Here is a 24,536-nt window from a genome sequence, read left to right as displayed (position 1 = left end):
CCCTCGTCCTGTGATCCCCGTGCATGCCCCTCATGACTACGCGAGGCGTCAGGATGTCGCGCCGACGGGCCACCTTTTTTCCGCACCGGCCCGTCCCACCTGCCCGGCGGCCGTCGACGACGGGCCCGGACGGTGGGCGGTGGCCCGTCGGGTGATCGGTCGGCCCGGTGGCGTGACCTGCGTCTCTTGTCGGGGTGTGGCTGTCATGGTTTGATCACGATGTTCCTGGGTGGGTGGCCGCCGGCGGGGCGCGGGTCGGGGTCTGCCGGTCCGGACCCGCGCGTGGCGGTGTTGTCGGGGGGTGAGGATCTTGTGCACGGACGATGAATCCGTCGGGGGCGGTGGCGAGCCGACTCCTGCGGAGCTGCGCGACCTGCAGACGCGCGCGGACGCGCTGGCGCGGGACGTCGCGATGATGCGGGAGAGACTGAAGACGCAGTCGGGCCTGCCCCGCGGGGTGCGGGAGGCGTTGCCGGGCGCGGTGGACGAGTCCCTCGCCGAGGCGGCGCAGCGCATCGGGGGCGCGGCCGAGAGGCTGGCGCGGGTGCGCGCCGCCCAGGGGCCCGGGTCCTGCACGGTCTGGTGGGGGATCTGCCCGCGCTGCGGGCCGACGCTGCTCGCGGAGGACGGCCGCTCGTGGTGCCGCGAGTGCGGCACCGGCTGGGGCTACGACCGCTCCGAGGGGCCCTGCGGTGAGCCGGCGAGCTTCCTGGCGATGGACGCGGAGGGCGGCACGGTCGTCGTCTGCTCCGCGCACGGCCGGCACCTGCACGAACGCCTCGACGGAGGGCTTCTGCTGGCGATCCCCACGGTGTAGGGCCGCGGTGGCCCCCCGTGCCGGAGCTCCGGCGCCCGGGAGGGCGTCCGGAGCTCCGGCGTGCGGTCAGGGTCGGTGTGCGGTCAGGGTCGGCGGCGCGGGATCCCCGCCTCGAAGGCGTGGAAGCCGCACTCCTGCTGCCACTCCAGCTCCGCCTTCGGGCTGCCGGCCAGCAGCGCCGCGCAGCCTGCGCTCGGGTGCTCGCTCCCCGGCTCGTCGCCCGCGCACTCGGCGGCCGGGCGGTAGCCGTCGCGGTCCGCCCAGAGGCTGCGCCCGGGCAGGAAGGCGTACTCCAGGGACGCCCGGGCCAGGTCGCGCAGCGCCGGGTAGTCCAGGTCGTACGTCAGCGCGGCCCGCTGGTACTCCATGGTGATGTCACCGCGGGAGACCCCGGGGTCGTCGGTGGCCAGCGCGACCGGCACGCCCGCCGCCCGGTACCGGGGGAAGGGGTGGTCGGGCCCGCTGACCCCGAGGATCTGCGCGTTGCTGGTGAGCGGCACCTCGATGGCCACGTGCCGGTCGGCCAGCAGCCGCAGCAGCCCCTGCGGGTCGTCCTCGTACGCCAGGTCGACGCCGTGGCCGATCCGCTCGGCGTGGCCGGTGACGACGGCCTCCCGGATGTGGAAGCGCAGATCCTCGGGCTTCACCAGGCCCGGCACCAACTCCCCGGCGTGCAGGGTGATGTGCGCCTCCGGGTAGACGCCGTGCAGGTAGTCCAGCATCTGCATCTGGAGCCGGTAGTTCTCCAGCGCGGCGGGGGCGTCCTCCGGCTGGACCAGGTTGACCGCCACGAACCGCTGGTCCTGCCGGGCCAGTTCCATGCCGACCAGCAGCTGGGTGAAGACCCGTGCGGGGGTGGAGGCCCGGGAGGCCTGCGAGATGAACCGGACGGTCAGCCCGCAGCCCGGCGCGGGGTCCGGGCCGTCGCAGCCCGAGGTCGCCCGGCGCTCCGCCTCGGTGGCGTCCGCCTCGGCGATGGCGGTCCTGACCACCTGGCCGAGCCCGTCGTCGGCGATCAGCTTCTGCCGCAGCTGCTCGAAGTCGCTGTCGAAGCCGACCCGGGCGGCGAGCGCGGCCGCCGCGTCCGAGGCCGGGGTCAGCATGGTCTCCAGGTAGGACTGGTGCTGGGTCGCGGCCGAGTCGGCGACCTCCGCCAGCAGCCGGCCCGGGTGGGTCCAGGAGGCCGGCCCGAACTTGCCGAAGGTGGCGAAGAAGTGGTCGTGGCCGGACTCGGCTCCCGGGACGAAGTCCTGCATCGACCAGGCCCGGATCACCTGCAGCCGGAAGTCCTCGTCCGTCAGCGTGTCGGCGGCCGGCCGGCTGCCCTCCGCGCACGGGGCGAAGGTGGCCGTCGAGGTCGCCCGGTCGATGCACAGGCCCTCGTCGACGGCGATCTGCAGCAGCAGTTCGGTGGAGGCGGCGCCGGCCAGGTGGTTGTGCAGGTCGCCGCCCTTGGGCAGGGCCTCGAAGAAGGCGCGGAGCTCGGCGGGCCGGTCCCGGATGCTGTGCAGGTACCGGGTGACGCGGTCCTCCGGCGCCCCGCCGCCCGACCGGGCGTTCGCGGGGGCGGGGACGAGGGAGAGGAGCAGGGCGGTGCCGGCCGCGAGGGCCGCGGCGGCGGCTCGGCTTGTACGGATCATGGCCGCATCATGGCCGCGGGCCGTCCGGGCGCCGGGTGCGACAGGCCGACGGGACGGCGAGGTCAGCCGATCGCCGGAGCGCACGGCGGCGCCCGCCGCGGCGCGCCTCGCCGCCCGGTACGGCCGTGGCGATGCCACCGTGCCGGCAGGCGTCCTGACGACGGATCGGCAGGCGGTGGCCGGAGCGGACCGCGCACCCGCCACCGGCCTGCCGCACACGTTCGAGCGGTCACCGGCCCGGGGCCGGATCGGTCTCCGCCGGCCTCGCGCGGCAACGGCACGGTCCCGCGCCGCGCCCCGCACGGGCTCCGCGGTGACGACCGCGGTGGGCGGCGGCCCGGCGAGGTCGGCCGGGGTGCTCGCACGCGGGCCGGGGGCGGTGCCCCGGCCCGCGTGCGAGGTCAGACCGGGTCCCCGACCCGTCCCAGCGCCTCGATCTGTGCCTCCGGGACGTGTGCTGGCGGTACCTCGCGCCCCCGGCCCAGGTGGTTGAAGAGCAGGTTCAGCGTGACGGCCAGCAGGCAGCCGGCCGAGATGCCCGAGTGCAGCACCGTCGCGATCTGGTCCGGGAAGGCCTGGTAGAAGGCCGGGAAGGCGATCGGGAAGATGCCGAAGGCGAGGCTGACCGCCACGATGATCGCGTTCGAGCCCGCGCTCAGGTCCGCCTTGCCCAGCGTGCGGATGCCCGCCACCGCCACCGAGCCGAAGAGCACGACGCCCGCCCCGCCGAGCACCGGCTGCGGCACCAGCGAGACCAGTCCGCCGACCACCGGCACCAGACCCATCACCACGAGGAAGACCCCCGCGAGCGCCACCACGAAGCGGCTGCGGATCCTGGTCAGCGCGACCAGTCCGATGTTCTGGGCGAAGGCCGAGCAGATGAAGCCGTTGAACACCCCGCCGAAGGCCGTCGCGAGTCCGTCCGCCCGCAGGCCGCCGGCGATCGTGCGGTCGTCGGCGGGACGCTCCACGACCTCACCGAGCGCGATCATGTCGGCGGTGGACTCGGTCATCGAGACCACCATCACCACCAGCATCGAGATGATCGAGGCGACCTGGAACTGCGGCGCGCCGAAGGCGAACGGGTGCGGCAGCTCGAAGACCGGCAGGCTGCCGAGCGCGTGTGCGTCCACCTTGCCGAGGGGGATCGCCGCCAGGGTGCCCACCAGCAGGCCGAGCAGGATCGAGATCCGCTGCAGGAAGCCGCGCAGGAAGCGGTTGAAGAGGATGACGGCGAGCAGGGTCAGCCCCGCGAGGCCCAGGTTGCCCAGCGAACCGTATTCGGGAGCCTGGGAGTTGCCGCCCTGCGCCCAGTTCCCGGCGACCGGGAGCAGGGAGACGCCGATCAGCGTGATCACCGTGCCGCTGACCACCGGGGGGAAGAATCTGACGAGACGACAGAAGGCCGGTGCCAGCAGGAAGCAGAAGAGGCCGGCCACCAGGGTGGAGCCGAAGATCAACGGCAGCGCCGCGTCCTTCTTCGCCTCGATCACGGCGAGGATCGGGGAGACCGTCGCGAAGGAGACGCCGTTGACGAAGGGCAGTCGCGAGCCGATCCCCCAGATCCCCAGCGTCTGCAGCAGGGTGGCGATGCCGGCGATGAACAGGCTGGCCGCCAGGAGCGTGGTGAGCTGGGCCGGGGCCAGGCCGGCCGCGGCGCCGATGATGAGCGGCGGGGCGGCCACTCCCGCGTACATGCTGGCGACGTGCTGAAGCGCGACGGTGGCCATCCGGCCCGGCGGCAGCATCTCGTCGACGGGGTGCTGCGGCGTCCGGGGCTTCGTGAGTACGGCCTGACGTCCCATGGGTCGTCCCTCCACATCCGAGGTGGCTTCGGGCCCGGGAACGACGACCGAGGTGCGGGACTGGCACGGTGACGCTGGGACGACCCCGGTGGACGGCGGCGGTGCCGTCGTCCACCTGCCGGAACCTGCGGCGACAGGTTCCAACCCATAAGAGGAATTTCGCGATACGGAACTGGAATTCCGAAGTTCGGCGTACGAGGAGAATAGAAAGCGCTGCCCGGACCGTCAAGAGCTCTCGTTCGATCACGCCACGGCGCCCCCGGATCTGTGGCTTCCTCCAATCGCGTCCGACCCGATCGGGAGCGTGCCGCGGAGCAGGGGCCGTGGTCGCGCCGCCTCACCGACCCGCCCGCTCGCGCTGCAGCATGTCATGCAGGCATGCAGGCGGCGGGCGGGTGGGGGCCGGTGGGTCAGCGGGCGAGGGAGACGGCGAACGGCCGGAGGCCGTGCCGGCGCAGGAAGTGGGGGACCACGAGGATCATGGCCTCGGTGGCGCGGGCCGTGGTGATGTCGCCGAGGTCCTCGACCCATCCGGACTGCCAGCCCAGGTCGCGGAGCAGGCCGGTGACGGCCTCCTTCGCGTTCCGGTCGTCTCCCGAGACGAAGGCGGTCGGTGGGGTGGCCAGGGACTCGGGAGCGGTCATGACCGTGAACAGCATGGTGTTGAGGGTCTTGACCACATGGGTGTCGGGGAGGGCGGCCTGGAGCTTCTCGGCGAGACTGCTGCCGGGGTAGCAGAGGTCGCCCGGCAGTCCGTCACCGGCGTCGCGGGTGGCGTTGGAGACATCGACGAGGATCTTGCCGGAGAGCTCGGTGCGCAGGTCGGCGAGGCGCTCCAGGGAGGAGTCGCCGGGCGTCGCGTTGATCACGATGTCGGCGGAGCGGGCGGTGGTGCGCTGGTCGGCGACGGTGATCCGCGGGGCGGTGCCGGCGGCGGGGGTCGCGATGCGCTCGGGGCTCCGGGCCCCGAGGGTGACGTGGTGTCCGGCGGCGGCGAGCCGCCCGGCGAGGTTGGTGCCGACGCGGCCGGCGCCCAGGATGCCGATGCTGGTCATGGGGTGATGCTCCTTGCGGTGGCGGGTGGGGAAGGGCGGGGGGTGTCGGGTCAGGCGATCGGCGACAGCACCTTGAGGGCGGCGGTGTGGATGCCGGGGGCGGCGGCCAGGAAGTCGCGGCTGCCCAGGCTCCAGGGTTCTCCCGCCAGGTCGGTGACGGTGCCTCCGGCCTCGGCGACCAGCAGGGCGCCGGCGACCAGGCCGGAGCGGACGTCGGAGAACTGCCAGAACGCGTCCGTGCGCCCGGCGGCGACGTGGATCAGCTGCATCGTGGCGGGAACGGACACCCGGACGACCAGGCCGTTGATCAGCATGGCGGTGACGGAGTCACCGATCCGCCGGAAGGTGCGCTCGTCCTCACCGGGCCGGGCCTGGCCGGTGCCGACGAGCGCGGCGCCCAGGTCGGTCTTCGCCGACACCTTCAGGGGGCGGTCGTTGAGGCGGGCACCGCCGCCGGCGACGGCGGTGTAGGTGTCGCCGGTCAGCGGCAGGTGGACCACGGTGAGCACCGGCCGGTCGTCGGCGACCAGGGTGGCGGTCACGGCCCAGTCCTCCATGCCGTGGACGTGGTTGATGTTGCCCTCGGCGGGGTCGACGACCCACCACTCCCCGGGCGGGAGCGCGCCGCCGGCCAGCTCGTCCTCGGCCCACAGCGATCCGGGCCTGGCCCGCAGCAGCGGCTCCCGCAGCACCTCCAGCACCGCGTCGTCGTTGGCGTGGATCTCGGCGACGACCTCGTCCAGGCTCACGCCCCGGGCGTGCGGGGTGTGGCGGTCGCGCAGCGTGCGGCCGGCGGTCCTCACCGCGGCGGTCACCTCGGACAGGAGCGTGGTGTCGGCGGCGAAAGGCATGGCGGTGCTCATGGCGGGCTCCCTGGATTCGATGGGTGCGGGGTGTTCGTCTCGCCCCCGCACTTCGAAGGTAGGTCGGCTGACAATTAACAACAAGTGCATGCTTGTCACTTGTAGAGTTACCGCCATGCAACTGGACCTGAACCTGCTCACCGCCCTGGACGCGCTGCTCGAAGAGGGCAGCGTCACCGGCGCCGCAGCCCGCCTTCACGTCACCGCACCGGCGATGAGCCGCTCCCTGGGCCGCATCCGCAAGGCCACCGGGGATCAGATCCTGGTCCGCACCGGCCGCAGCATGGTCCCCACCACCCGGGCGCTGGCCATGCGCGCCGAGGTCCACGCCCTCGTACAGCAGGCCCACCACCTGCTGTCCGCACACCGGGAACTCGACCTGGCGAACCTGGACCGGGTGTTCACCGTGCGCTGGCACGACGCCCTCACCGCCGCCTGCGGCACCGCCCTGATCACCGCCGTCCACCGGCAGGCACCCGGCGTCCGGCTGCGCCTGTCGGCCGAACCCGGGGCGGACGACGCCGAACTGCGCCGGGGTGAGGTCGACCTCGAATCGAGTTCCAGCACTCCGAGCCTCCCCGACATCCGCCACCGCCTCGTCGGCAGGGACCGGCTGGTCGTCGCCGTGCGGCCGGGCCACCCCCTCACCGAAGGCATGCCGAGCCCCGAGCGCTACGCAGCCGCCGAACACCTCACCGTGTCGAGGCGGGCGAGCCTGCACGACCCGATCGACGACGCGCTGACCGCACACGGCCTCCGACGACGCGTCGTCGCCGCCGGGCCCACCGCCGCCTTCGCCCTGCAACTCGCCCTCGGCACCGACCTGGTCGTCACCCTCCCCGACGCGGTCACCCGAACGGCCCGGGAACGACTGGGCCTGGTCGCGCTGCCCCTCCCGCTCCCGCTGCCCGACATCCCCCTGTACCTGCTGTGGCACCGGCGCTACGACGACGACCGGGCCCACACCTGGCTGCGCGACCTGGCCACCGGAACCGTCCAGGCGCTCTTCGCGCCGCCGGCCGCCTGACCTGCGGGTGCCGTGCTGACACGCGTCGACCGGCAGCACTCCGGCCGCCGGTCCAGCCGACGCCGAGGTCGGCAGACGCTGCCCGGCGGCGCTGGTGGTCAGCGCCGGTGGTCAGCGCTGGTACTGGCGTCGATAGGTCGAGGGGCTGACGCCCATCGTCTCCCTGAAGTGGTGGCGGAACCCCGCGACCGTCAGGCCGACCCGGTCGGCCACCGTGTCGACCGGAATGTCCGCGGACTCCAGCAGTGCGGCCCCGGCCCGGATCCGCTGCCGGGTGATCCAACGTCCCGGTGGCAGGCCGGCCGCCTCGACGAAGCGGCGTTCGAACTGCCGCACCGACAGGTGCGCGACACCGGCCAGCTCGTCGACGGTGAGACGTCGTCGCAGGCCCTCCAACGCGTACGTCATGGCGGTGCCGATCGGGTCGTCGGACGGCGCCCTGCCCACCGGATGCTCCGCGAACTGGGCCTGGCCGCCCTCGCGGTGCGAGGCCACGACCATGCGGCGGGCTACCCTGGCGGCAACCTCGGCGCCGTGGTCCTTGCGGACGAGATGCAGGCAGACGTCGATCCCCGCGGCGGTGCCGGCGGCGGTGACGACCGCTCCACTGTCGACGTAGAGCACCGACGCGTTGACCGTCACCTCCGGATGCCGCTCCTGCAGCAGACGGGCGTGCCGCCAGTGCGTGGTCGCCTCCCTGCCGTCCAGCAGGCCCGCCGCGGCCAGGGCGAACGCGCCGCTGCAGATGGACACCACCCGCGCCCCGCGCGCGTACGCGTCCCGCAGCGCGTCCAGGACCGCCGGGGAGACGTCGCCGCGCACGTCGGCGACTCCCGGGACGATGACGGTGTCGGCCTGCGCGAGCCGGTCCAGGCCGTGGTGCACGACGATGTCGAAGCCGCCCACGACCCGGTGCGGGCCGGGCCGCTCGGCGCACAGTTCGAACCGGTACCACCAGTCCACGTCCAGCTCCGGCCGGGCCACCGCGAACACCTCCGCGACCGTGGCGAGCTCGAACGGAGCCATCCCGTCGAAGGCGAGGCAGGCGATCCGGTGGCGGCGCATGACGGAATCCTAGCGGTGCACACCGTTCACGACACTGTCGGGCGGCGTCCGCCGACCCCCACCCTGGTGGCATGAAGCCCGCCACCACTGCTCCGCTGACCTTCGGAATGCTCCTCTTCGACGATGTCGAGGTCCTCGACATGGGAGGCCCCTTCGAGGTCTTCAGCACCGCCGGCCGCCTGGCACGCACCGACGACGGCCAACCCCTGCTGCGCGTCCTGACGATCGCGGCGACCGACCGCCCGGTCCGCGCCCGTGGAGGACTGAAGGTCGTCGCGGACCACACCCTCGACGAAGACCCACCCTTCGACGTGCTGGTCGTCCCCGGCGGCGTCACCACAGCGGTCGAGGCCGACCCGGACGTCCTCGACTGGCTGGCCCGGCGCCGGAAGACCTCCGCGCTGACGTTCAGCATCTGCACCGGGGCCTTCCTGCTGGCCGCCGTCGGTGCACTGAACGGCCGCCCGGCGACGACCCACTGGGAGGACCAGGACGAGCTGGCCCGGCGATGGCCGGACATCCGGCTGCGCACCGACGTCCGGTGGGTCGACGACGGCGACCTCGTCACCTCCGCCGGGATCAGCGCCGGCATCGACGCCAGTCTGCACATCGTGGGCCGGATCTTCGGCGAGCATCTCGCTCGTCGGACCGCTCGTCAGATGGACTACGCCTGGACGGCCGAAGCCGTCGCCGAGGGCGGTGCGGGCAGGCAGCCGTGACCGGTTCGGCTCGGTGCCGTGCGAGCCGTCGTGCCGGCGGGCCGGGCCGGGAGTGACCTCCGGGCCCGGCCGCCCGGAGCGACGGCTCGCGCCTCCGGGGGCGGGCGACACGGTGGCGTTCACCGTTCCCGCCGTCCCGGGCCCCCGGCGCCCGCCGCCTTCCTCGGCCCTTCGGGCCCTCGGTGCAGGCACCGGCATAGTTCTCCGGGTGCTGGGCAGACGACCGCGGACGAGGATCCCGATCCCGAGGGGGCCGCCGTGGCGGACGCCGACCTTTCCCAGATTCTGCGCCGAGCCATGCGGCGAAGGCACCTGACGGCGCAGGCGGTAGCGGACCTCACAGGAATCCGCACCCCCCGCATCCGCGCCTTCGCGGAGGACGGCACCGACGGGCCCGTCCGCCCCACGCCCGAGGAGCTGGCCGAGCTCACCGAAGCGCTCGCCCTGCCCCGGCCCGCCGACCCCCCGTCAGAACGGTAGTCGCGCCGCAGGCCCCGCTTCTGTCCCTGTTCCTCGTGGCGGCGGTGCCCGGCATCCTCGGCGCCGTCGCCCACGGACTCCGCTGCCTGCCGACCGTCGGGATCGCCCTCCTCGGCGCCGACCTCACCCACGCCGGCCTCGCGCTGCGCCGCCCCCCTGGCCGCCTCGCGCTGCGCCGCCCCCCGCCCGACCGGACGTGCGCGCCGGACGTGCGCGCCCGGGAGCGGGCCGCATCCACGCCTCGGTGGCGGGCCTGCCCCGGAGGTCGCCCTCGGCCGGGCCTCTCGGGGACCTGTCCGCGTGCCCGTGAGCGAAGGCCGGACGCCGACCGGAGCCGTCAGCGGTGGCCCAGCACGTTGACCACCCGGCCGTCGGGATCGCGGACGAAGAACCGGCGCACCCCCCATTCCTCGTCCTGCAAGGGGTGGACGATCTCCGCGCCGCTGTCCCGGAGGACCGCGTAGGCCGCGTCCACGTCGTCCACCTCGATGCTCAGGTCGGGCGTTTCCGGCGCGGTCCTGTCCTCGGCCATGAAGCTGATCTGCGCAGCGGGGCTGGACGGGGAGGCAAGCGTCATGATCCAGCCGAGATTCATGACCTCCTCGAATCCGAGCAGGCCGTAGAACTCCCGGCTCTCCTGCGCGGCCTCCGACCGGACATTGGGTACCACACGGCGAACGGTCATCGACGACTCCAGATGGGAACAGGCGTTCTTGACGTGGGAACGGACGTGCTTGGCGGTTGCGTGGGATCAGTGCGCCCGACTGGCCGACGTGCACCCTCCCGAACACCTTCCGGGCAGGTCGGGGCTTGCGGCCATGGCCGAATTCCGTTGGTTCTCCGATCAAACCCCGTGCGGGGAAAGATCGCCGTATCGAGGTAATGCCGTGGTACGTCCGGGGCAATCGGGTGTGGCGGCGGATAGTGTTCCACCGGATCTGGACGGATTCCCGGATATTCGCCCTCTGCTAATCCTCGTTTCCGGTGATGAGTATGTATGCAGATCGCCTCCCTGACGAATGAGAGTTTCCCCGATGACCACCGACACCAGCCCGGAAGCCCCGCCGGCGCCGCCCCAGCAGTCCAGCCTGAGCACGGCAGCCGCCCGCAATCTTGCCAGCACGACGAAGTCCGCCCCGCAGATGCAGGAGATCACCTCGCGGTGGCTGCTGCGGATGCTCCCCTGGGTGGAGACCAAGGGCGGCACCTACCGGGTGAACCGCCGGCTCAGCTACACCGTCGGCGACGGACACATCGAGTTCATCCAGAACGGCGGCGACGTCCGGGTGATCCCGCGCGAGCTCGGCGAACTGGCCCTGCTGCGCGGCTTCGAGAACGAAGAGGTGCTGACCGCGATCGCCGCCCGGTGCGTCCAGCGCGACTTCCGGGCCGGTGAGGTCCTGGTCGAGCGCGGCAACCCCGCGGAGCAGATCCACCTGATCGCCCACGGCCGGATCGGCCAGACCTCGGTCGGCAAGTACGGCGACGAGGTCTCGGTCGCCGTCCTCGCCGACGGCGACCGCTTCGGTGAGAACGCCCTGCTGGACGCCGACGCCGAGTGGGACTACACCGCCACCGCCGAGACCCCCGGCACCCTGCTCACCCTGTCCCGCGCCGACTTCGCCGCCGTGCTGTCCGCGGCGCCGGACCTCCAGGCCCACATCCAGCAGTTCAGCTCGCTTCCCCATCAGCGGCAGAACAAGCACGGCGAGGCCGAGATCGCGCTGTCGGCCGGCCACACCGGCGAGGCCGAACTGCCCGGCGCCTTCGTCGACTACGAACTCAAGCCCCGCGAGTACGAACTCTCCCTCGCCCAGACCGTTCTGCGGATCCACACGAGGGTCGCCGACCTCTACAACGGTCCGCACAACCAGACCGAGGAGCAGCTCAGGCTCACCATCGAGGCGCTGCGCGAGCGTCAGGAGCACGAGCTCGTCAACAACCGGGAGTTCGGTCTGCTCCACAACGCCGACTTCAAGCAGCGGATCCAGACCCACTCGGGCCCGCCCACCCCGGACGACCTCGACGAGCTGCTCTGCCGCCGGCGGGGCACCAAGTTCTTCCTGGCCCACCCCAAGGCGATCGCGGCGATCGGGCGCGGGTTCAACGCCCGCGGGCTCTACCCGGACCACGTCGACGTCGGCGGGCAGCAGGTCCCGGCCTGGCGCGGGGTCCCGATCCTCCCCTGCAACAAGATCCCCATCAGCAGGGAGAACACCAGCTCGATCGTGGCCATGCGAACCGGCGAGGACAACCAGGGCGTCATCGGTCTGCGCCAGACCGGTCTGCCGGAGGAGTACGAGCCGGGCCTGTCGGTGCGCTTCATGGGGATCGACGAGCGGTCGATCATCTCCTACCTCGTCTCCACCTACTATTCCGCCGCCATCCTGGTGCCCGACGCGCTCGGCGTGCTGGAGAACGTGCAGATCGCCCGCGGGCGCGACTAGGCCTGTCCGACAATTCCCGCCGGGCGCCCGACGCCGCGCGCTGATCCGACGCGACGTGTCAGACACGGCATGGGCCTGCCCGGCGGATCTGCCCCAGGGTCACGACGGCCCGGACTCCCCGGGCCGGTCGAGCATGCCCGGGATCCGGAACAGCCCACTCACTCACCAAGGAGCCACGGATGCCCGATCCCGGGCCTTCCCCTCTGCAGTCGAGCCTGCCTGCCGCTGCGACCCGCTTCGGAACCCACATCCTCGCCAACGCCCGGGGCTCCGGCCTGGAACCTGCCGCCGGTGCCCGGTCCGCCCTGCCGTCCCCGCCCGCCCGGGCCTTCGTCCCGGCCCCCGCCGCCGGGGCGGTGCCCGTGGAGGCGCCCGCACCCGGCCCCGTACCTGACGACCCGGGTGGTGGCCGAGCCGCTCAGCAGGTACGGGCAGGCGTCGCCGCGGTGGGGCGACCGGGCCCCGTCCTGGACCGGATCCTGCGCGGCCCCAGCGGTCTGGGCACGGCGAGCCTGCACCCGACCCGGCGGGAGGAGCCCGGGGCGTCCGAGGCGCCGGTGGCGGGCCGTCCGATCCCGGGCCTCTACCACCACCCGGTGCCGGAGCCCGACCCGGCGCGGGTGGAGGAGGTCAGCCGGAGGATCAAGGCCTGGGCCATGGACGAGGTCCAGCTGTACCCCGACGAATGGGAGGACCAGTTCGACGGCTTCTCCGTCGGACGCTACATGGTCGGCTGCCACCCGGACGCTCCGACCGTCGACCACCTGATGGTCGCCACCCGCTTGATGGTCGCCGAGAACGCGGTCGACGACTGCTACTGCGAGGACCACGGCGGGTCACCCATCGGTCTCGGCGGACGCCTTCTGCTGGCGCACACCGCGCTCGACCCGCTCCAGACGACGAAGGAGTACCAGCCGCAGTGGGCGCAGTCGCTCCACGCGGACGCTCCCCGGCGCGCCTACCGCTCCGCGATGGAGTACTTCGTCCAACGGTCCACCCCCTCCCAGGCCGACCGGTTCCGGCACGACATGGCCCGTCTGCACCTGGGGTACCTGGCCGAGGCGGCCTGGGCCCAGACGGATCACGTACCCGAGGTGTGGGAGTACCTGGCGATGCGCCAGTTCAACAACTTCCGCCCCTGTCCCACCATCACCGACACCGTCGGCGGCTACGAACTGCCGGCGGACCTGCATGCCCAGCCCGCCATGCAGCGGGTCCTCGCGCTCGCCGGGAACGCCACGACGATCGTCAACGACCTCTACTCGTACACCAAGGAACTCGCCGGCCCAGGCCGGCACCTGAACCTGCCCGTGGTGATCGCCGAACGTGAGGGCGTCTCCGACCAGGAGGCCTACCTCAAGGCGGTCGAGGTCCACAACGACCTCATGCGCGACTTCGAGGCCGAAGCCGCCGCCCTGGCCGCCGCCTGCCCCGCCCCGAGCGTGCTCCGCTTCCTGCGGGGAGTGGCCGTGTGGGTCGACGGCAACCACCACTGGCACCGGACCAATACCTACCGCTACAGCCTGCCCGACTTCTGGTAAGGACGGACTTATCCGTGACTAGCACCGATCTCACCACCGCCGACGGCACCTCCGCCGGCACTTCCCTGTTCATCCCGACGCCGGCGACGCCCTACCAGGGGGACATCGCCCGGTACTGGGACCACGAGGCCAGGCCCGTGAACCTGCGTCTCGGCGACGTGGACGGCCTTTACCACCACCACTACGGCATCGGCGACGTCGACCACGCCGCCCTCGGCGACACCGAGGACAGCGCGTACGAGAAGAAGCTGATCGCCGAGCTCCACCGCCTGGAGTCGGCGCAGGCCGAACTGCTCCTGGACCACCTCGGCGCCGTCGGGCGCGACGACACCCTCGTGGACGCCGGCTGCGGCCGCGGCGGCTCGATGGTCATGGCCCACCAGCGCTTCGGATGCAAGGTCGAGGGCGTCACGCTGTCGGCCAAGCAGGCCGACTTCGCCAACCGGCGCGCCCGCGAGCTCGGCATCGACGACCACGTCCGCGCCCGCGTCTGCAACATGCTCAGCACGCCCTTCGAGACCGGGCGGGCCGCGGCCTCGTGGAACAACGAGTCGAGCATGTACGTCGACCTGCACGACCTCTTCGCCGAGCACTCCCGCGTCCTCGCGGTCGGCGGCCGTTACGTGACCATCACGGGTTGCTGGAACCCGCGTTACGGCCAGCCCTCGAAGTGGGTCTCCCAGATCAACGCGCACTTCGAGTGCAACATCCACTCCCGCCGGGAGTACCTGCGCGCGATGGCCGACAACCGTCTCGTACCGCAGGCCGTCATCGACCTGACCTCCGCGACGCTGCCCTACTGGGAGCTGCGGGCCACGTCTCCGCTGGTCACCGGTATCGAGGAGGCGTTCATCAACTCCTACCGGGACGGCTCCTTCCAGTACCTCCTGATCGCGGCCGACCGGGTCTGAGACCGAACGGGCGAGGTCCGTCACCCGCTGAACCCGGCCGCCCGGGTTCAGCGGGTCCCTCGCCGTCGACGCAGGTCAGTACCCGATGGCCTCGCGGAGCAACAGCACGGTGCCGCGTCCCGGGCGGGGCTCCGCGTTGAGGACGAGCAGGCGGTTGACGGCGCCGGGCACCCCGTACACCGCCTGCGCGCGGGCGCTCTCCAGCGGGAGGGCGTGCTCCTCGACGCGGCGCAGCGCCGTGGCCAGGTCGGGCACCACCTTCTGCGCGCCGACGATCCAGATCGCGTGGGCCGCGCCGCCCGCGTTGGCGGGCAGTTGGCTGCCGCTGCCCGAGGCGAGGACGAGCGAGCCGGTCTCGGTGACCGCGGCGACGCTGTTGACGACGAATTCGGGGGCGGCGACCAGCCTGCGGATCTCGTCGGCGCCGGTGGCCCGGTCGACGGCCAGGACGCGCGGCCTGATCGCGTCGTACCGGCCGCCGGCGTTGATGTCCTCGTCGATGCCGGAGAGCCGGAGGGTCTCGCTGGCCCCGGTGAGCACGCCGGCGCCCTCGGGGATCAGCTCCCGGACGCGGGCGCGCGCGGCCGCGGCGTCGTCGAGGATCTCGGCGGCGAAGCCGCCCGCCCGCAGCGCGGCGGCGACCCGCTCCAGGCGTTCGGCCGGTGCCGGGTCGGTGAAGGCCGCTGCCGGGGCGGCCGTGACGTCCGCCGGGGTGGTCCCGGACCCCTGCGCGGGGTGCGGGGCCGAGCCCGCCAGCGGCGAGGTGTCGAGGTACCTGATCTCGTACACCCGCTCGGCGAACCGCCAGCCCTCCGCGGTGCGCCGGTAGCGGTCGTGGTAGACGGCGTAGTTCAGGCCCTGGTACCCGTCCAGGGTGCGCGCGAGTTCCTGGACGTAGGCGCGGCCGGTCGCGGTGTCGCCGTCGAGCAGGATCGTGCCGGGGTGGGTCGTTTGCACGAAGAAGTCCCACCGGTTCTGCAGCCGCTCGCTCCCGGCGAGGATCTCCTCGCGCCCCACCAGCTCGGCGGGGACGTCGGGCATCCGCAGGGCGCCGTCCGGGGTGAACAGCGACGCGAGGCGGGGCCGGTCGCGCATCATCGCCGCATCGGTGAACTCGCCGCGCAGCGCCTCGATCTCGACGCGGTCCGCGACGGCCCGGAAGTCGTTCATCACAGTCACCTCGGTGGGTCTCGTTGTCCTCGTGACGACTAGGACAACGCAGCCCGGCGGAATGTGAGGCGGCGCCGCGGCCTCACATTCCGACCCGCTGTCCGGTCGTAACGGGGAGAGGAACAGGCAGCGAGCGAGGGAGATGGCCGGACCATGACCACCAGAGCCGAGTCGGGCGACGATCGGATCGATCCGGGCGACGAACCGATCGATCCGGGCCTCGGCGCGATCATGAGCGAGCGGCGCAGGCTGATCAACCTCGGCTACCGACTCCTCGGGTCGCTCGCCGACGCCGAGGACGTCGTGCAGGAGACGTACGCCCGCTGGTACGCCATGTCCGCGCGGGAGCAGCAGGCCATCGAGTCGCCCGGCGCCTGGCTGGTGACGGTCGCCGGCCGCATCTGCCTGAACCTGCTCGGCTCGGCGCGGGCCAGGCGGGAGACGTACGTGGGCGACTGGATCCCGGAGCCGCTGCCCGAACCCACGGAGTGGATCACCGGACGCTCCGGCGCCGACCCGGCCGACCCGGCCGACCGGGTCACCCTCGACGAGTCGGTGACGATGGCCTTCCTGGTCGTCCTCGACTCGATGACCCCGGCCGAGCGCGTCGCGTTCGTCCTGCACGACGTCTTCCGCTACCCCTTCGGCGAGGTCGCCGCGATCGTCGGCCGCACCCCGGCGGCCTGCCGCCAACTGGCCTCCTCCGCCCGCCGTCGGATCCGCACCGCGCAGACCCCGGCGGGCCCGAGCACCGGGCAGGCCGGCATCGTCCGGCGGTTCAAGGCCGCGTGGGAGGCCAGGGACATCGAAGCCCTGGTCGGCCTGCTCGACCCCGACGCCGTCGCGACCGCCGACGGCGGCGGGCTGGCCGTCACCCACCTGCACCCGATCGTGGGCGGTGAGCGGATCGCCGGTGCCTACGCCGAGATCGCCCGGGTGGCGGGTGACCGCACGACGTTCCTGGAATGCACGGTCAACGGCCTGCCCGGCCTGGTGGCGCAGCAGGGCGGCGACGTCGCGACCGTGTTCGCGTTCGAGGTCGCCGGCGACCGGATCCGACGGATCTGGGCGGTGCGCAACCCCGAGAAGCTCCGCCCCTGGCGGACCGGTTGAGGCAGGATCCGCACCGGGCCCGGATCGGGGCGACGGGACCGTACTTCCGCAGAAGGGACTGACAGCCGTGTCCGAGCGCCTGCAGCGCAATCAGCTGGTGATCGACGAGTTCCGGTCCGCCGGCGGACTGGTCGGCGGCGACTTCGAGGGGGTGCCGCTACTGCTGCTGACCACCGTCGGTGCCCGCAGCGGGCAGCCGCGAACGATGCCCGTGACCTACCTGCGGGACGGCGGGCGACTCGTGGTCTTCGCCGCCAACGGCGGCCGGGAGAACCACCCCGGCTGGTACCACAACCTGCTGGCCGACCCGGCCGCCGGCGTCGAGGTGGGCACCGAGGCGTACGAGGTGACGGCCGCCGAGGTGGAGGGCGCCGAGCGCGAGCTGCTCTGGGCCCGGCAGTTGGAGCACACGCCCTACTTCGCCGGGTTCCAGGAGCGGGCCGGGCGCCGCATCCCCGTCGTCGCGCTGACGCCGGGCTCGGCGCGACCGGGTGCTCCGCGGGGCTGACGCGCCCCACCGGTCGGTGCGACGGCACCGCGGCGGCCCGTTCCCGGTACCGGCGAGGACGGGCCCGGCACGACGGCCGGCCCGGGGGCGAACCCCCGGGCCGGCCTACCTGTCCTTCATCGGCCGGTGCCACCCCGGCCCGCTCCGCCTCGGCGGAACGTCACGCTCGGTCAGTACCGCGGGTTCACCCGGTAGATCGGGCGGTCCGGCACCCAGAAGTGGCTGGACCTCCAGATGCCGAAGACGAACTTCACCCCGTGGCTGCCCCGCTTGTTGGCGGCCTTGATGAACTGCTTGCCGATCTTCTTCATCAGGTAGGACAGTGCCCACAGGACGTATCCGGCGGCCCGGGCGGCGATGTGCGGCAGGCGCCGCAGGATCTTCGAGATGCCCTGGCTGATCTTGCCGGACACGTACAGGAGGACACCGATGGTGTTGCCCTCGGAGCGGCTGAAGTAGGCGGTCCACTTCTTCCGCCAGGACATCCCGGTCAGGTCGTCCATGGTGATCGGGTCGACCGGGTAGCCGTAGGCGTTCGGCGAGCCCTCCAGGACCGGGTCCGGCTGGAGGAAGCGGCCGGTGGTCGCGTCGTACAGGCGCACGCCCATCAGGGTGAGGTCGGAGAGGCCGTCGGCCTCGCGCTGCGCCCCGCCGAGCCAGCCGTAGTCGGTCGAGCCGGTGGCGTCGACGACGTTGCCGTACTCGTCGTAGTGGTAGACGGCGAGGTCCTCGCTGCCGTCCGGGGACATCTGGACGGACACGTCGCCGTGCAGGTTGGTCAGCAGCAGGATCGCGCCGCCGTCGGTGCCGGTGGCGGCCGCGAGCTGGCCGGTCAGGTCCTGGACGTCGCGGGTGAGCATGCCGGCCGCGTCCTTCGACCAGGCGGGGCTGTCCTCGCCGGCGTCGAAGTGGTTGGTCGACAGGCCGGTGATCGCCCAGGTCCCGTCCGTCCCCTTGGTCTCCGTGGTGGTGACCGCGAGTCGGCCGGAGGCGTCCAGGTCCCAGGTCTTGCGGGTGTCGCCGAGGCTCTCGCCGCGGACCAGGTCGTTGACGTAGTAGCTCAGCTGGGTGCCCTTGGGCAGGGTGGTGGTGCGGCCGTAGGCGTCGTACGCGTAGCCGGCGTCGGTGAGGCGGTCGGCGGTGTCGTAGCCGTGGTTCTCGGACCTGGTGACGGCGTCGGCGGTGGCCGGGTCGCAGTCGTCGGTCACGGTGGTGCGGTTGGTCCGGTTGCTGCTCTTGTCGAAGGCGTAGGACCGGGCGGCGCAGCCGAGGCCGGTGTCGGCGGCGGCCTTGGTGAGGCGGCCGGTGGCGTCGTAGGTGTAGGCGGTGCCGGTGGTGTTGCCGTCGGCCTGGGTGCGGCCGGCCTGTTGGCCGTGGACGGTGAAGTCCGCGGTGTCGGCGAGCAGCACGGTGCCCGACTGGGTGGTGTAGGTCTTGCCGGTCTGGTTGCCCCGGCTGTCGTAGGTGTTGGTCAGGGTGTTGCCGCCCGGCATGGTCTGGGTGACCAGCCGGCCCTCGACGTCGTAGCCGGCGGTGAAGGTGCCCGCGACCGAGTCGGTGAGCGAGGTGGGCAGTCCGCGCGGGTCCTTGGCGGTGTCGTAGCCGTAGCTGGTGCTGGAGGGCACCGAGTCCGACTTCTTCACCACCCGGTCGAGCTTGTCGTACTCGGTGGTGGCGATGTTGCCGGCGCCGTCGTCGTAGGAGACCAGGCGGCCGAGCCTGTCGTAGCCCTGCTTGATGGTGGCCTTGCCGTTGGCGAGGGTGGCGAGCTCGCCCGTCGCCGGGTCGTAGCCGAACGTGGTGTCGGGGACCGCGGTGCCGGTGCCGCCGGTGATCGCGACCTTCAGCGGACGCCCGGCGGCGTCGTAGCCGCGGGTGGTGGTGCGGGTGACGCCGTTGGCGACCTCGGTGACCACCGAGACGTTGCCCCAGCGGTCGTACTGGAAGGTCCTGGTCGGGGTCTGCGACGGGTTGCTCCCGCCGCCGGTGACCGCGGCGGCCGGGCCGGTGGAGCAGACCAGGTCGGCCCACTCGGGGTGGCCGGCGCAGGCGCCGGTGCCGGCGGCGCCGTAGTACGCGGTCACCGTGGTGGCCGCGTCGGAGCCGGTGGAGTTGGGTCGGCTCTGGCTGGTCACCCGGCCGCTGGTGTCGTACCCGGTGCCGGTGGTGATCCTCAGGCCGGCCGGGTCCTGCACGGACTGGGTGGGCAGGCCCTGGGCCCAGTCGTACGCGGTGGCGGTGGTGCGGGTGTCGGCGTCGGTGGCGTAGCCGTCGATCCGGGCGCCGGTGGTCACCGAGGTGGCGCGGTCGCTGACCGAGGCGCCCGCCGGGCGGCCCTCGTCGTAGGCGGTCACGGTGGCGGCGCGGGCCGGGACCTCGGCGCCGGCGGCGAGCGCCGGGCTGCTGCCGGAGGCGGCCAGGTCGTGCTCCAGGGTGACCAGCTGCAGCGGGTCGTAGCTCTCGACCAGGCGCTTGCCGTCGGCCGAGTACACCGAGGCCGAGGAGAGCACCTGGGCGCGGTCGGCCGTGGAGCGGCCGGCGATGCCGAGGGCGCGCAGCTTGGCGAGGTCGGTGCCGGTGGTGGCCAGGGCGAGGACGCGGTTCTCCGCGGAGAGCGTGCGGACCTGGCTGCCGAAGGCGTTGTACTCGGTGGTGGTGATGCCGCCGCCGGGGGTGGCCGTGTTGACCTCGCGCCCGGAGGCGTTGGTGTAGGTCAGCGAGGCGCGGTTGTAGGCGGCGGTGCCGAGCGCCTTGCCGTCGTGGCCCGCGGGGACGGCGTCGGGTGGCAGGACGGCGGTGGCGTCGGTCGGGGCGTCGCTCTGACCCCAGGCGGCGACGTCGGTCGGGCCCAGCGGGTAGGGCGCGTTGTTGCCGCTCAGCGGGACGTCGTAGACCACCGAGGTGGTGGCGGTGCCGTCGGTGACGTCCGAGCTGCCCTGCTTGAGGGTGGGGCGGGAGGCGGCGAGCAGCATGCCGTCGCCCGCGGTGGCGGCGTTGCCGGCCTTGCCGTACTCCAGGGTCCACGGCAGCTCGCCGGGCTCGGCCGCGGTGGTGACCCGCCCGGCCGAGTCGTAGCCGTAGGTGGTCTTCAGTGCGGGGCTGATCCGCGGGTCCCAGACCTCGCGCAGCCGTCCCTGGTCGTCGTAGGCGTACTGCGAGACGACGACGGGGGTGGCCGCGGAGGCGCCCGGGTCGGTGGACCAGAGCCGGATCTGCTTCACCTGGCCGGTGAAGTCCCCGGTGGCGGAGGAGGTGGCGGTGGTGGCGCCGGCGTAGACGTACTCCAGCACCCGGCAGCCGACCGTGGACGGTACGGCGGCGCAGTTGGCGGAGGCGGTCGCCGAGGTCGCCGCGACCACGTACTTCGGGCGGGCCAGGGTCTTGCCGCCGGCCACGACCTTCTCCGAGACCACCGAGGTGGTGGAGTTGTCGCTGGGCAGCGAGGAGCCGGCTGCCTGCCAGGTGGTGGCGGCCGGGTCGACCTTGGTGAAGGTGACCGTGGTGCCGGCGGTGTCCTTCAGGGTGAAGGCCCCGGTGAGCGCCCCGGTCAGGGTGAGGTCCTCGGCGCCGGGCTCGGGCTTCCAGCCGCCGGCGCCGGTGGCGGTGAAGCCGACCTCGGAGCCGTCCGCGGAGACCAGCGAGAGGGAGGTCGCCGAGGTCTGGCGGACGTAGGTGTAGTCGGCGTCGGTGATCTCGGCGCTGGTGCCGGAGCTCCACTGCGGGCCGAAGATCGCCGCCTGGCCCTCCTGGGCCGAGCCGTTGACGGGCCGGCGGGAGGAGAAGGAACGCTCGGCGCTGAGGCCGAAGCCCTCGGCGTCGGTGGCCGACAGGGTGAGGTCACCGGTGAGGGTGTTCACCTCGCCGGGGCCGACCGGCGTCTGGGGGGCGTCGCCCGCGTTGCGGTCCACCGTGACGGTGTTCGGCTCGGTGGCGTCGGTGGCGGCGCCGTCGGTGAAGACCGCGCGGACGTCGACCGGGCCGTTCTCGGCCAGGGTGTCGGTGATGTTCCAGTTCAGCGGTGCCGGCTTGCCGGCGGTGGCGGCGAACGGCCAGCCGGCCACCGACTTGCCGTCGGTGGTGGTGACGTTGGCGACCGGGACGTCCTTCCAGGCGTCCGTCTCGCCGCGGCGGTACTGGTAGCGCACGCCGGTGTACGTGCTGTTGCCCTCGGCCTGCAGCGAGGTGCGGCGGGCCGGGCGCTCACCCGCGCCGGGCGCCACCAGCGCGGAACCCCTGCCCGCGTAGAAGGTGTACGTCTTGTCGGCGGAGGTGTTGCCCGCCGCGTCGCGGGTGTGCGCGGTCACCGTGTGCGCGCCCGCCTTGAAGGTGAGGGCCGCCGTCACCGCCGCGCCGGTGGTCGCCGCGGTCACCCAGGCGCCGCCGTCCAGCCGGTACTGCACGTCCTTCACGTCGGAGGACGGCGGGGTGAAGGTGAAGGTGCCGGTGTACGAGCCGCCCGCGTCCGGGGTGCCCGACCACTGGCCGGCCGGGAAGTCGCCGGAGGACACGGTGGTGGCGCCCGGCGCGGTGGTGTCCACGGTGAGGGTGCGGAACGCCGACCACGCGCTGTTGGCGGTGCCGTCCCAGGAGCGCGAGCGCCACTTGTAGGCGCCGGGGGCCAGCGCGGTCGCGGGGGACCAGGTGGCGGTCGACCCGGAGGCGGCGTAGGCGGAGTGGCCGGACTGCAGGGCCGCGGTGCCGTTGGCCGCCCAGACCTCGAAGTCCAGCAGCACGTTGCCGCCGTCGGGGTCGGTCGCCTTGGCGGACAGCGCCGGGGTGGCGTCCCCGGTGAGGGCGCCGTTGGCCGGGGTCAGCAGGGTGGAGACGGCCGGCGGGGTGTTGTACGTCACCGACAGGTAGGGCGTGTTGGAGGACGCGTTGCCGGAGTTGAACTTCTTCCAGCCGTACGGGTCGCTCTCGTCGGTGGCACGGATGCCCAGCGTGTTGGCGCCCTTGCCGTTGCCGGCCCAGGCCTGCACGAGGGAGGTGATGTCGGTGTTCACCCAGCCGTCGTTGCAGGAGCTGGAGTAGCCCTTGGTCGCGGTGGTGGTCGCCCACTTGCGGTTCCAGGTGGGCTGCGCCGTCCAGCGGGTGGCGGTGGAGGCCGAGTTGGTGTCCCAGACCTCCCAGCTCTTCGCGGTGCAGGACCAGGAGTGGAAGTTCCACAGGTTGAGCTTGCCGCTGGTGATCTGCTTGCCGCTGATCTGCGCCATCGGGAACTGCAGGAACGAGCGGGCCACCTGGCCGGAGCCGTTGTTGCCGAGCTTCAGCTCGGTCTGCGCCGAGACGTCGGTGGCGTAGCCCTGCTGGACGAAGGTGTCGAAGCCGACGCCGATGTTGACCGCCGGGTCGACGGTCACCGGGTACTTGGTCCGCGGGTCGTTCAGGAAGGCCGCGTCGGGGGTGAGGGTGAGGTCGATGTCGTCGCCGCGCTGCGCCACCTTCAGGCCGACGGGCGCGGTGCGGGTGTGGTCGCCGGAGCGCTCGTCGACCTGGGCGTCCCACATCACGGGGGCGGGCAGCCGGCCGGCCTCCTGGCCGTTCTTCGGGTCGACGAACGACACCGAGCCGTCGGCGTTCTGCCGGGCCTGCAGGCCGGCCGCGTTGAGGGTGAGCGTGACGGTGCCGTTGGCGGCGACCGCCGACCGGTCCTTGAGCTCCAGGAACTGCTCGAAGCCCGTCCGGGTGGACTCGATGACCAGGTCCGTGGCGGTCAACGCGTCCGCGTAGCGGGCCCGGTGGCCGTCGATGCTCGGGGCGGGCAGCGCGCCGCGCCAGGACAGGGACATCGCGGTGCCCGCGCCGTTGTCCAGCGAGACCAGCGGCACCGCCGGGGCCTGCTGGTCCCCGGCCGGGGCGCCGGAGGCCTTGAAGCGGGAGACGGCGGCGGCCGGGGTGGCCCCGGCGAGGGTGAGGCCCAGCGGGTGGCCCTTGGCCTTGACGCCGCCGTCCGGCTGCCGGGCGAGGTCGACGTCGATCGGCTGGAACCGGCCGGCCCCGTCCTTGTAGCGGATCGGGCCGGAGGCCATGTCGAGGGTGGTGGTGCCGTCCGGGTTGATCCAGGTGATGCTGGACTCGGTCCGCTCGCCCACCACCTCGATCCGGCGGTTCTGCAACCGGGCCTTGAGGTGAGCGGTGGCGATGTCCTCGGCCTCGGCCGGGCCGAGCGCCTTGGCCGCCGGTGCGGCGGGGGACTGCGGGGTGACGGCGACGGCCTGGCCGGTCGCCATGATGACGGCCGCCGACTCGGCGGCGATCACGATGGACAAGGCGATGGCGGTGCGACGCAGCAGTGCTCCGTGCCGGCGTCGGGGGGTGGGTGGTGGTACGTCCCCGGAGCGGTGTCCGGGACCGTGCTGGCGTGCCATGGGGCTCCTTGTTGTGTCTATGACAGGGTTGGGTCGGTAAAGGTCCGTTACGAACCGGCCAAATTCAGCGCCGGCGAGGATCGGTGGAAAGCGGGACGTGCGGCAGGAAAACGCCTGCGGGGCGGGAGGGACGGCCGTGGTCGGGCGGGCCTACGGCGAAGCGGGGGCGAAGGGCCCGACGGCCCCTTCGGCGAGTGCCCGGTCGAGCAGGGCCCTCGCCCGCCGTTCCGCCTCGGAGCGGTCGGGGGCCCGGACGAAGAGGATCAGTCCCAGCCCGCGCGGCCCGCTCCTGGCGCGGATGTGCTCCAGGCCGTCCGCCGGCCCGGCGCACCCCCACACGGCGTCCTGGACGGCGCCGGCCACGTCCTCGTCGGGTGGCCCGGCCGGGTCGGCCGGCGAGGCCCCAGGAGGAGCCGGACGGAGTGTCAGGTGTACGGCGAACACGGCGAGTTCAGGTCCAGTCGTCCCAGCCGATCCCCAAGGTGCCCGTACCGAGGAGGGCGGTCCCAGCTGGTGCGGAACCCCGATCCGTCGCGGCTGCGCGCAGGTTGTCCCAGCCGATGCGCGGGCCGGTCGGGTCCGCCGGGTCGGTCGGGGTGGCGGTGGCAGCCGTGCCGGGTGAGGCGGGGGAGAGGGCGAGTGCCGGGGTGGCGGCGGTCGCGAGCGTGAGCGCCAGGGCGGTGGCGGCGAGCAGCCGGGCGGGCGTGGGCATGGTGGTTCCCGTTTCTGTCGGGGCGTCGGGCACAGGTGTCGGGCGGAGGCTTCGGCGGGCGTCGGAGCGGGTGCCGCGGGGGCGGACCCCGGGGTGTGCGCGCCGTCGGGGCGCACCCGGAATCCTCCCGGCGCCCGCCCCGCGGGGGGAGGGTCGGCGCCCGGCAGTAAGCGGACAGGCAGCATGCTGCAACCCCGCCGGGTGCGCCGGAGCCGCCCCCCGGTTCCTTGACCGGATCATGCCTTGTTCGGTGGTGGCACCGGCTGACAAGATCGTCCGGGCTGGGCCGACCGGA

19 protein-coding genes are annotated in these 24,536 nt (G+C 73.0%); 9 read left to right on the top strand and 10 right to left on the bottom strand.

Features of this window, described 5'->3' with window-relative positions; all coding sequences use genetic code 11:
• Positions 1-310 precede the first annotated feature (310 nt).
• Positions 311-817 carry a hypothetical protein gene (locus ACFTWP_RS08210; RefSeq protein ID WP_380263430.1) on the top strand — a complete coding sequence of 169 codons (507 nt, stop codon included), beginning with the start codon at positions 311-313 and terminating at the stop codon, positions 815-817.
• 83 nt (positions 818-900) lie between these two features.
• Here the strand turns inward: ACFTWP_RS08210 and ACFTWP_RS08205 are convergent, their stop codons facing one another.
• The 4 genes from ACFTWP_RS08205 to ACFTWP_RS08190 all read right to left on the bottom strand — a co-directional run bounded on the left by ACFTWP_RS08205 (position 901) and on the right by ACFTWP_RS08190 (position 6,180).
• Positions 901-2,457 carry an adenosine deaminase gene (locus tag ACFTWP_RS08205; protein ID WP_380263429.1) on the bottom strand — a complete coding sequence of 519 codons (1,557 nt, stop codon included), beginning with the start codon at positions 2,455-2,457 and terminating at the stop codon, positions 901-903.
• A gap of 401 nt (positions 2,458-2,858) precedes the next feature.
• Entirely contained in the window at positions 2,859-4,262 is a 1,404-nt protein-coding gene (locus ACFTWP_RS08200) for a nucleobase:cation symporter-2 family protein (protein WP_380263428.1), read from the bottom strand.
• 410 nt (positions 4,263-4,672) lie between these two features.
• Positions 4,673-5,317, bottom strand: a complete 645-nt coding sequence (locus tag ACFTWP_RS08195) for an NADPH-dependent F420 reductase (RefSeq protein WP_380263427.1) — start codon at positions 5,315-5,317, stop codon at positions 4,673-4,675.
• A gap of 50 nt (positions 5,318-5,367) precedes the next feature.
• Positions 5,368-6,180 (bottom strand): inositol monophosphatase family protein, encoded by an 813-nt coding sequence (locus ACFTWP_RS08190; protein ID WP_380263426.1) that lies wholly within the window; start codon positions 6,178-6,180, stop codon positions 5,368-5,370.
• A gap of 115 nt (positions 6,181-6,295) precedes the next feature.
• Between ACFTWP_RS08190 and ACFTWP_RS08185 the strand changes: the two genes are divergently transcribed.
• A complete protein-coding gene (locus ACFTWP_RS08185; protein ID WP_380263425.1) occupies positions 6,296-7,207 on the top strand; it encodes a LysR substrate-binding domain-containing protein in 912 nt (303 codons plus the stop codon).
• A gap of 111 nt (positions 7,208-7,318) precedes the next feature.
• On the opposite strand, the gene ACFTWP_RS08180 is transcribed toward ACFTWP_RS08185, so the two are convergent.
• On the bottom strand, positions 7,319-8,272 hold the full coding sequence (locus tag ACFTWP_RS08180) for a DJ-1/PfpI family protein (protein WP_380263424.1): 954 nt from the start codon (positions 8,270-8,272) through the stop codon (positions 7,319-7,321).
• 71 nt (positions 8,273-8,343) lie between these two features.
• On the opposite strand from ACFTWP_RS08180, the gene ACFTWP_RS08175 reads away from it, so the two are divergent.
• On the top strand, positions 8,344-8,991 hold the full coding sequence (locus ACFTWP_RS08175; RefSeq protein WP_380263423.1) for a DJ-1/PfpI family protein: 648 nt from the start codon (positions 8,344-8,346) through the stop codon (positions 8,989-8,991).
• A gap of 297 nt (positions 8,992-9,288) precedes the next feature.
• A complete protein-coding gene (locus ACFTWP_RS08170; RefSeq protein ID WP_380263422.1) occupies positions 9,289-9,471 on the top strand; it encodes a hypothetical protein in 183 nt (60 codons plus the stop codon).
• Between the two features lie 337 nt (positions 9,472-9,808).
• Here ACFTWP_RS08170 and ACFTWP_RS08165 read toward each other — a convergent pair whose 3' ends face one another.
• Positions 9,809-10,156, bottom strand: coding sequence for a VOC family protein (locus tag ACFTWP_RS08165; protein ID WP_380263421.1), 348 nt, complete (start codon positions 10,154-10,156; stop codon positions 9,809-9,811).
• A 349-nt stretch (positions 10,157-10,505) separates the two neighbouring features.
• Between ACFTWP_RS08165 and ACFTWP_RS08160 the strand changes: the two genes are divergently transcribed.
• From ACFTWP_RS08160 to ACFTWP_RS08150, 3 genes are all read left to right on the top strand, one after another.
• Complete coding sequence (locus ACFTWP_RS08160; RefSeq protein WP_380263420.1) at positions 10,506-11,918, top strand: family 2B encapsulin nanocompartment shell protein; 1,413 nt, start codon at positions 10,506-10,508, stop codon at positions 11,916-11,918.
• Between the two features lie 179 nt (positions 11,919-12,097).
• On the top strand, positions 12,098-13,459 hold the full coding sequence (locus ACFTWP_RS08155) for a family 2 encapsulin nanocompartment cargo protein terpene cyclase (RefSeq protein ID WP_380263419.1): 1,362 nt from the start codon (positions 12,098-12,100) through the stop codon (positions 13,457-13,459).
• Between the two features lie 14 nt (positions 13,460-13,473).
• On the top strand, positions 13,474-14,370 hold the full coding sequence (locus ACFTWP_RS08150; RefSeq protein ID WP_380263418.1) for a geranyl diphosphate 2-C-methyltransferase: 897 nt from the start codon (positions 13,474-13,476) through the stop codon (positions 14,368-14,370).
• Positions 14,371-14,445: 75 nt separating this feature from the next.
• Here the strand turns inward: ACFTWP_RS08150 and ACFTWP_RS08145 are convergent, their stop codons facing one another.
• Complete coding sequence (locus ACFTWP_RS08145) at positions 14,446-15,540, bottom strand: nuclear transport factor 2 family protein (protein ID WP_380263417.1); 1,095 nt, start codon at positions 15,538-15,540, stop codon at positions 14,446-14,448.
• Positions 15,541-15,693: 153 nt separating this feature from the next.
• On the opposite strand from ACFTWP_RS08145, the gene sigJ reads away from it, so the two are divergent.
• Positions 15,694-16,653 carry an RNA polymerase sigma factor SigJ gene (sigJ, locus tag ACFTWP_RS08140; protein ID WP_380263416.1) on the top strand — a complete coding sequence of 320 codons (960 nt, stop codon included), beginning with the start codon at positions 15,694-15,696 and terminating at the stop codon, positions 16,651-16,653.
• Between the two features lie 67 nt (positions 16,654-16,720).
• Positions 16,721-17,161, top strand: a complete 441-nt coding sequence (locus ACFTWP_RS08135; protein ID WP_380263415.1) for a nitroreductase family deazaflavin-dependent oxidoreductase — start codon at positions 16,721-16,723, stop codon at positions 17,159-17,161.
• Positions 17,162-17,331: 170 nt separating this feature from the next.
• Here ACFTWP_RS08135 and ACFTWP_RS08130 read toward each other — a convergent pair whose 3' ends face one another.
• The 3 genes from ACFTWP_RS08130 to ACFTWP_RS08120 all read right to left on the bottom strand — a co-directional run bounded on the left by ACFTWP_RS08130 (position 17,332) and on the right by ACFTWP_RS08120 (position 24,241).
• On the bottom strand, positions 17,332-23,529 hold the full coding sequence (locus ACFTWP_RS08130) for a DNRLRE domain-containing protein (protein ID WP_380263414.1): 6,198 nt from the start codon (positions 23,527-23,529) through the stop codon (positions 17,332-17,334).
• A gap of 150 nt (positions 23,530-23,679) precedes the next feature.
• Positions 23,680-23,973 (bottom strand): hypothetical protein, encoded by a 294-nt coding sequence (locus ACFTWP_RS08125; RefSeq protein ID WP_380263413.1) that lies wholly within the window; start codon positions 23,971-23,973, stop codon positions 23,680-23,682.
• Positions 23,974-23,980: 7 nt separating this feature from the next.
• Entirely contained in the window at positions 23,981-24,241 is a 261-nt protein-coding gene (locus ACFTWP_RS08120) for a hypothetical protein (RefSeq protein WP_380263412.1), read from the bottom strand.
• Between the last annotated feature and the right edge of the window lie 295 nt (positions 24,242-24,536).

The sequence above is a fragment of the Kitasatospora sp. NPDC057015 genome (assembly GCF_042673745.1).
Lineage (GTDB): Bacteria > Actinomycetota > Actinomycetes > Streptomycetales > Streptomycetaceae > Kitasatospora.
This window is presented reverse-complemented; position numbering and strand designations above follow the sequence as displayed.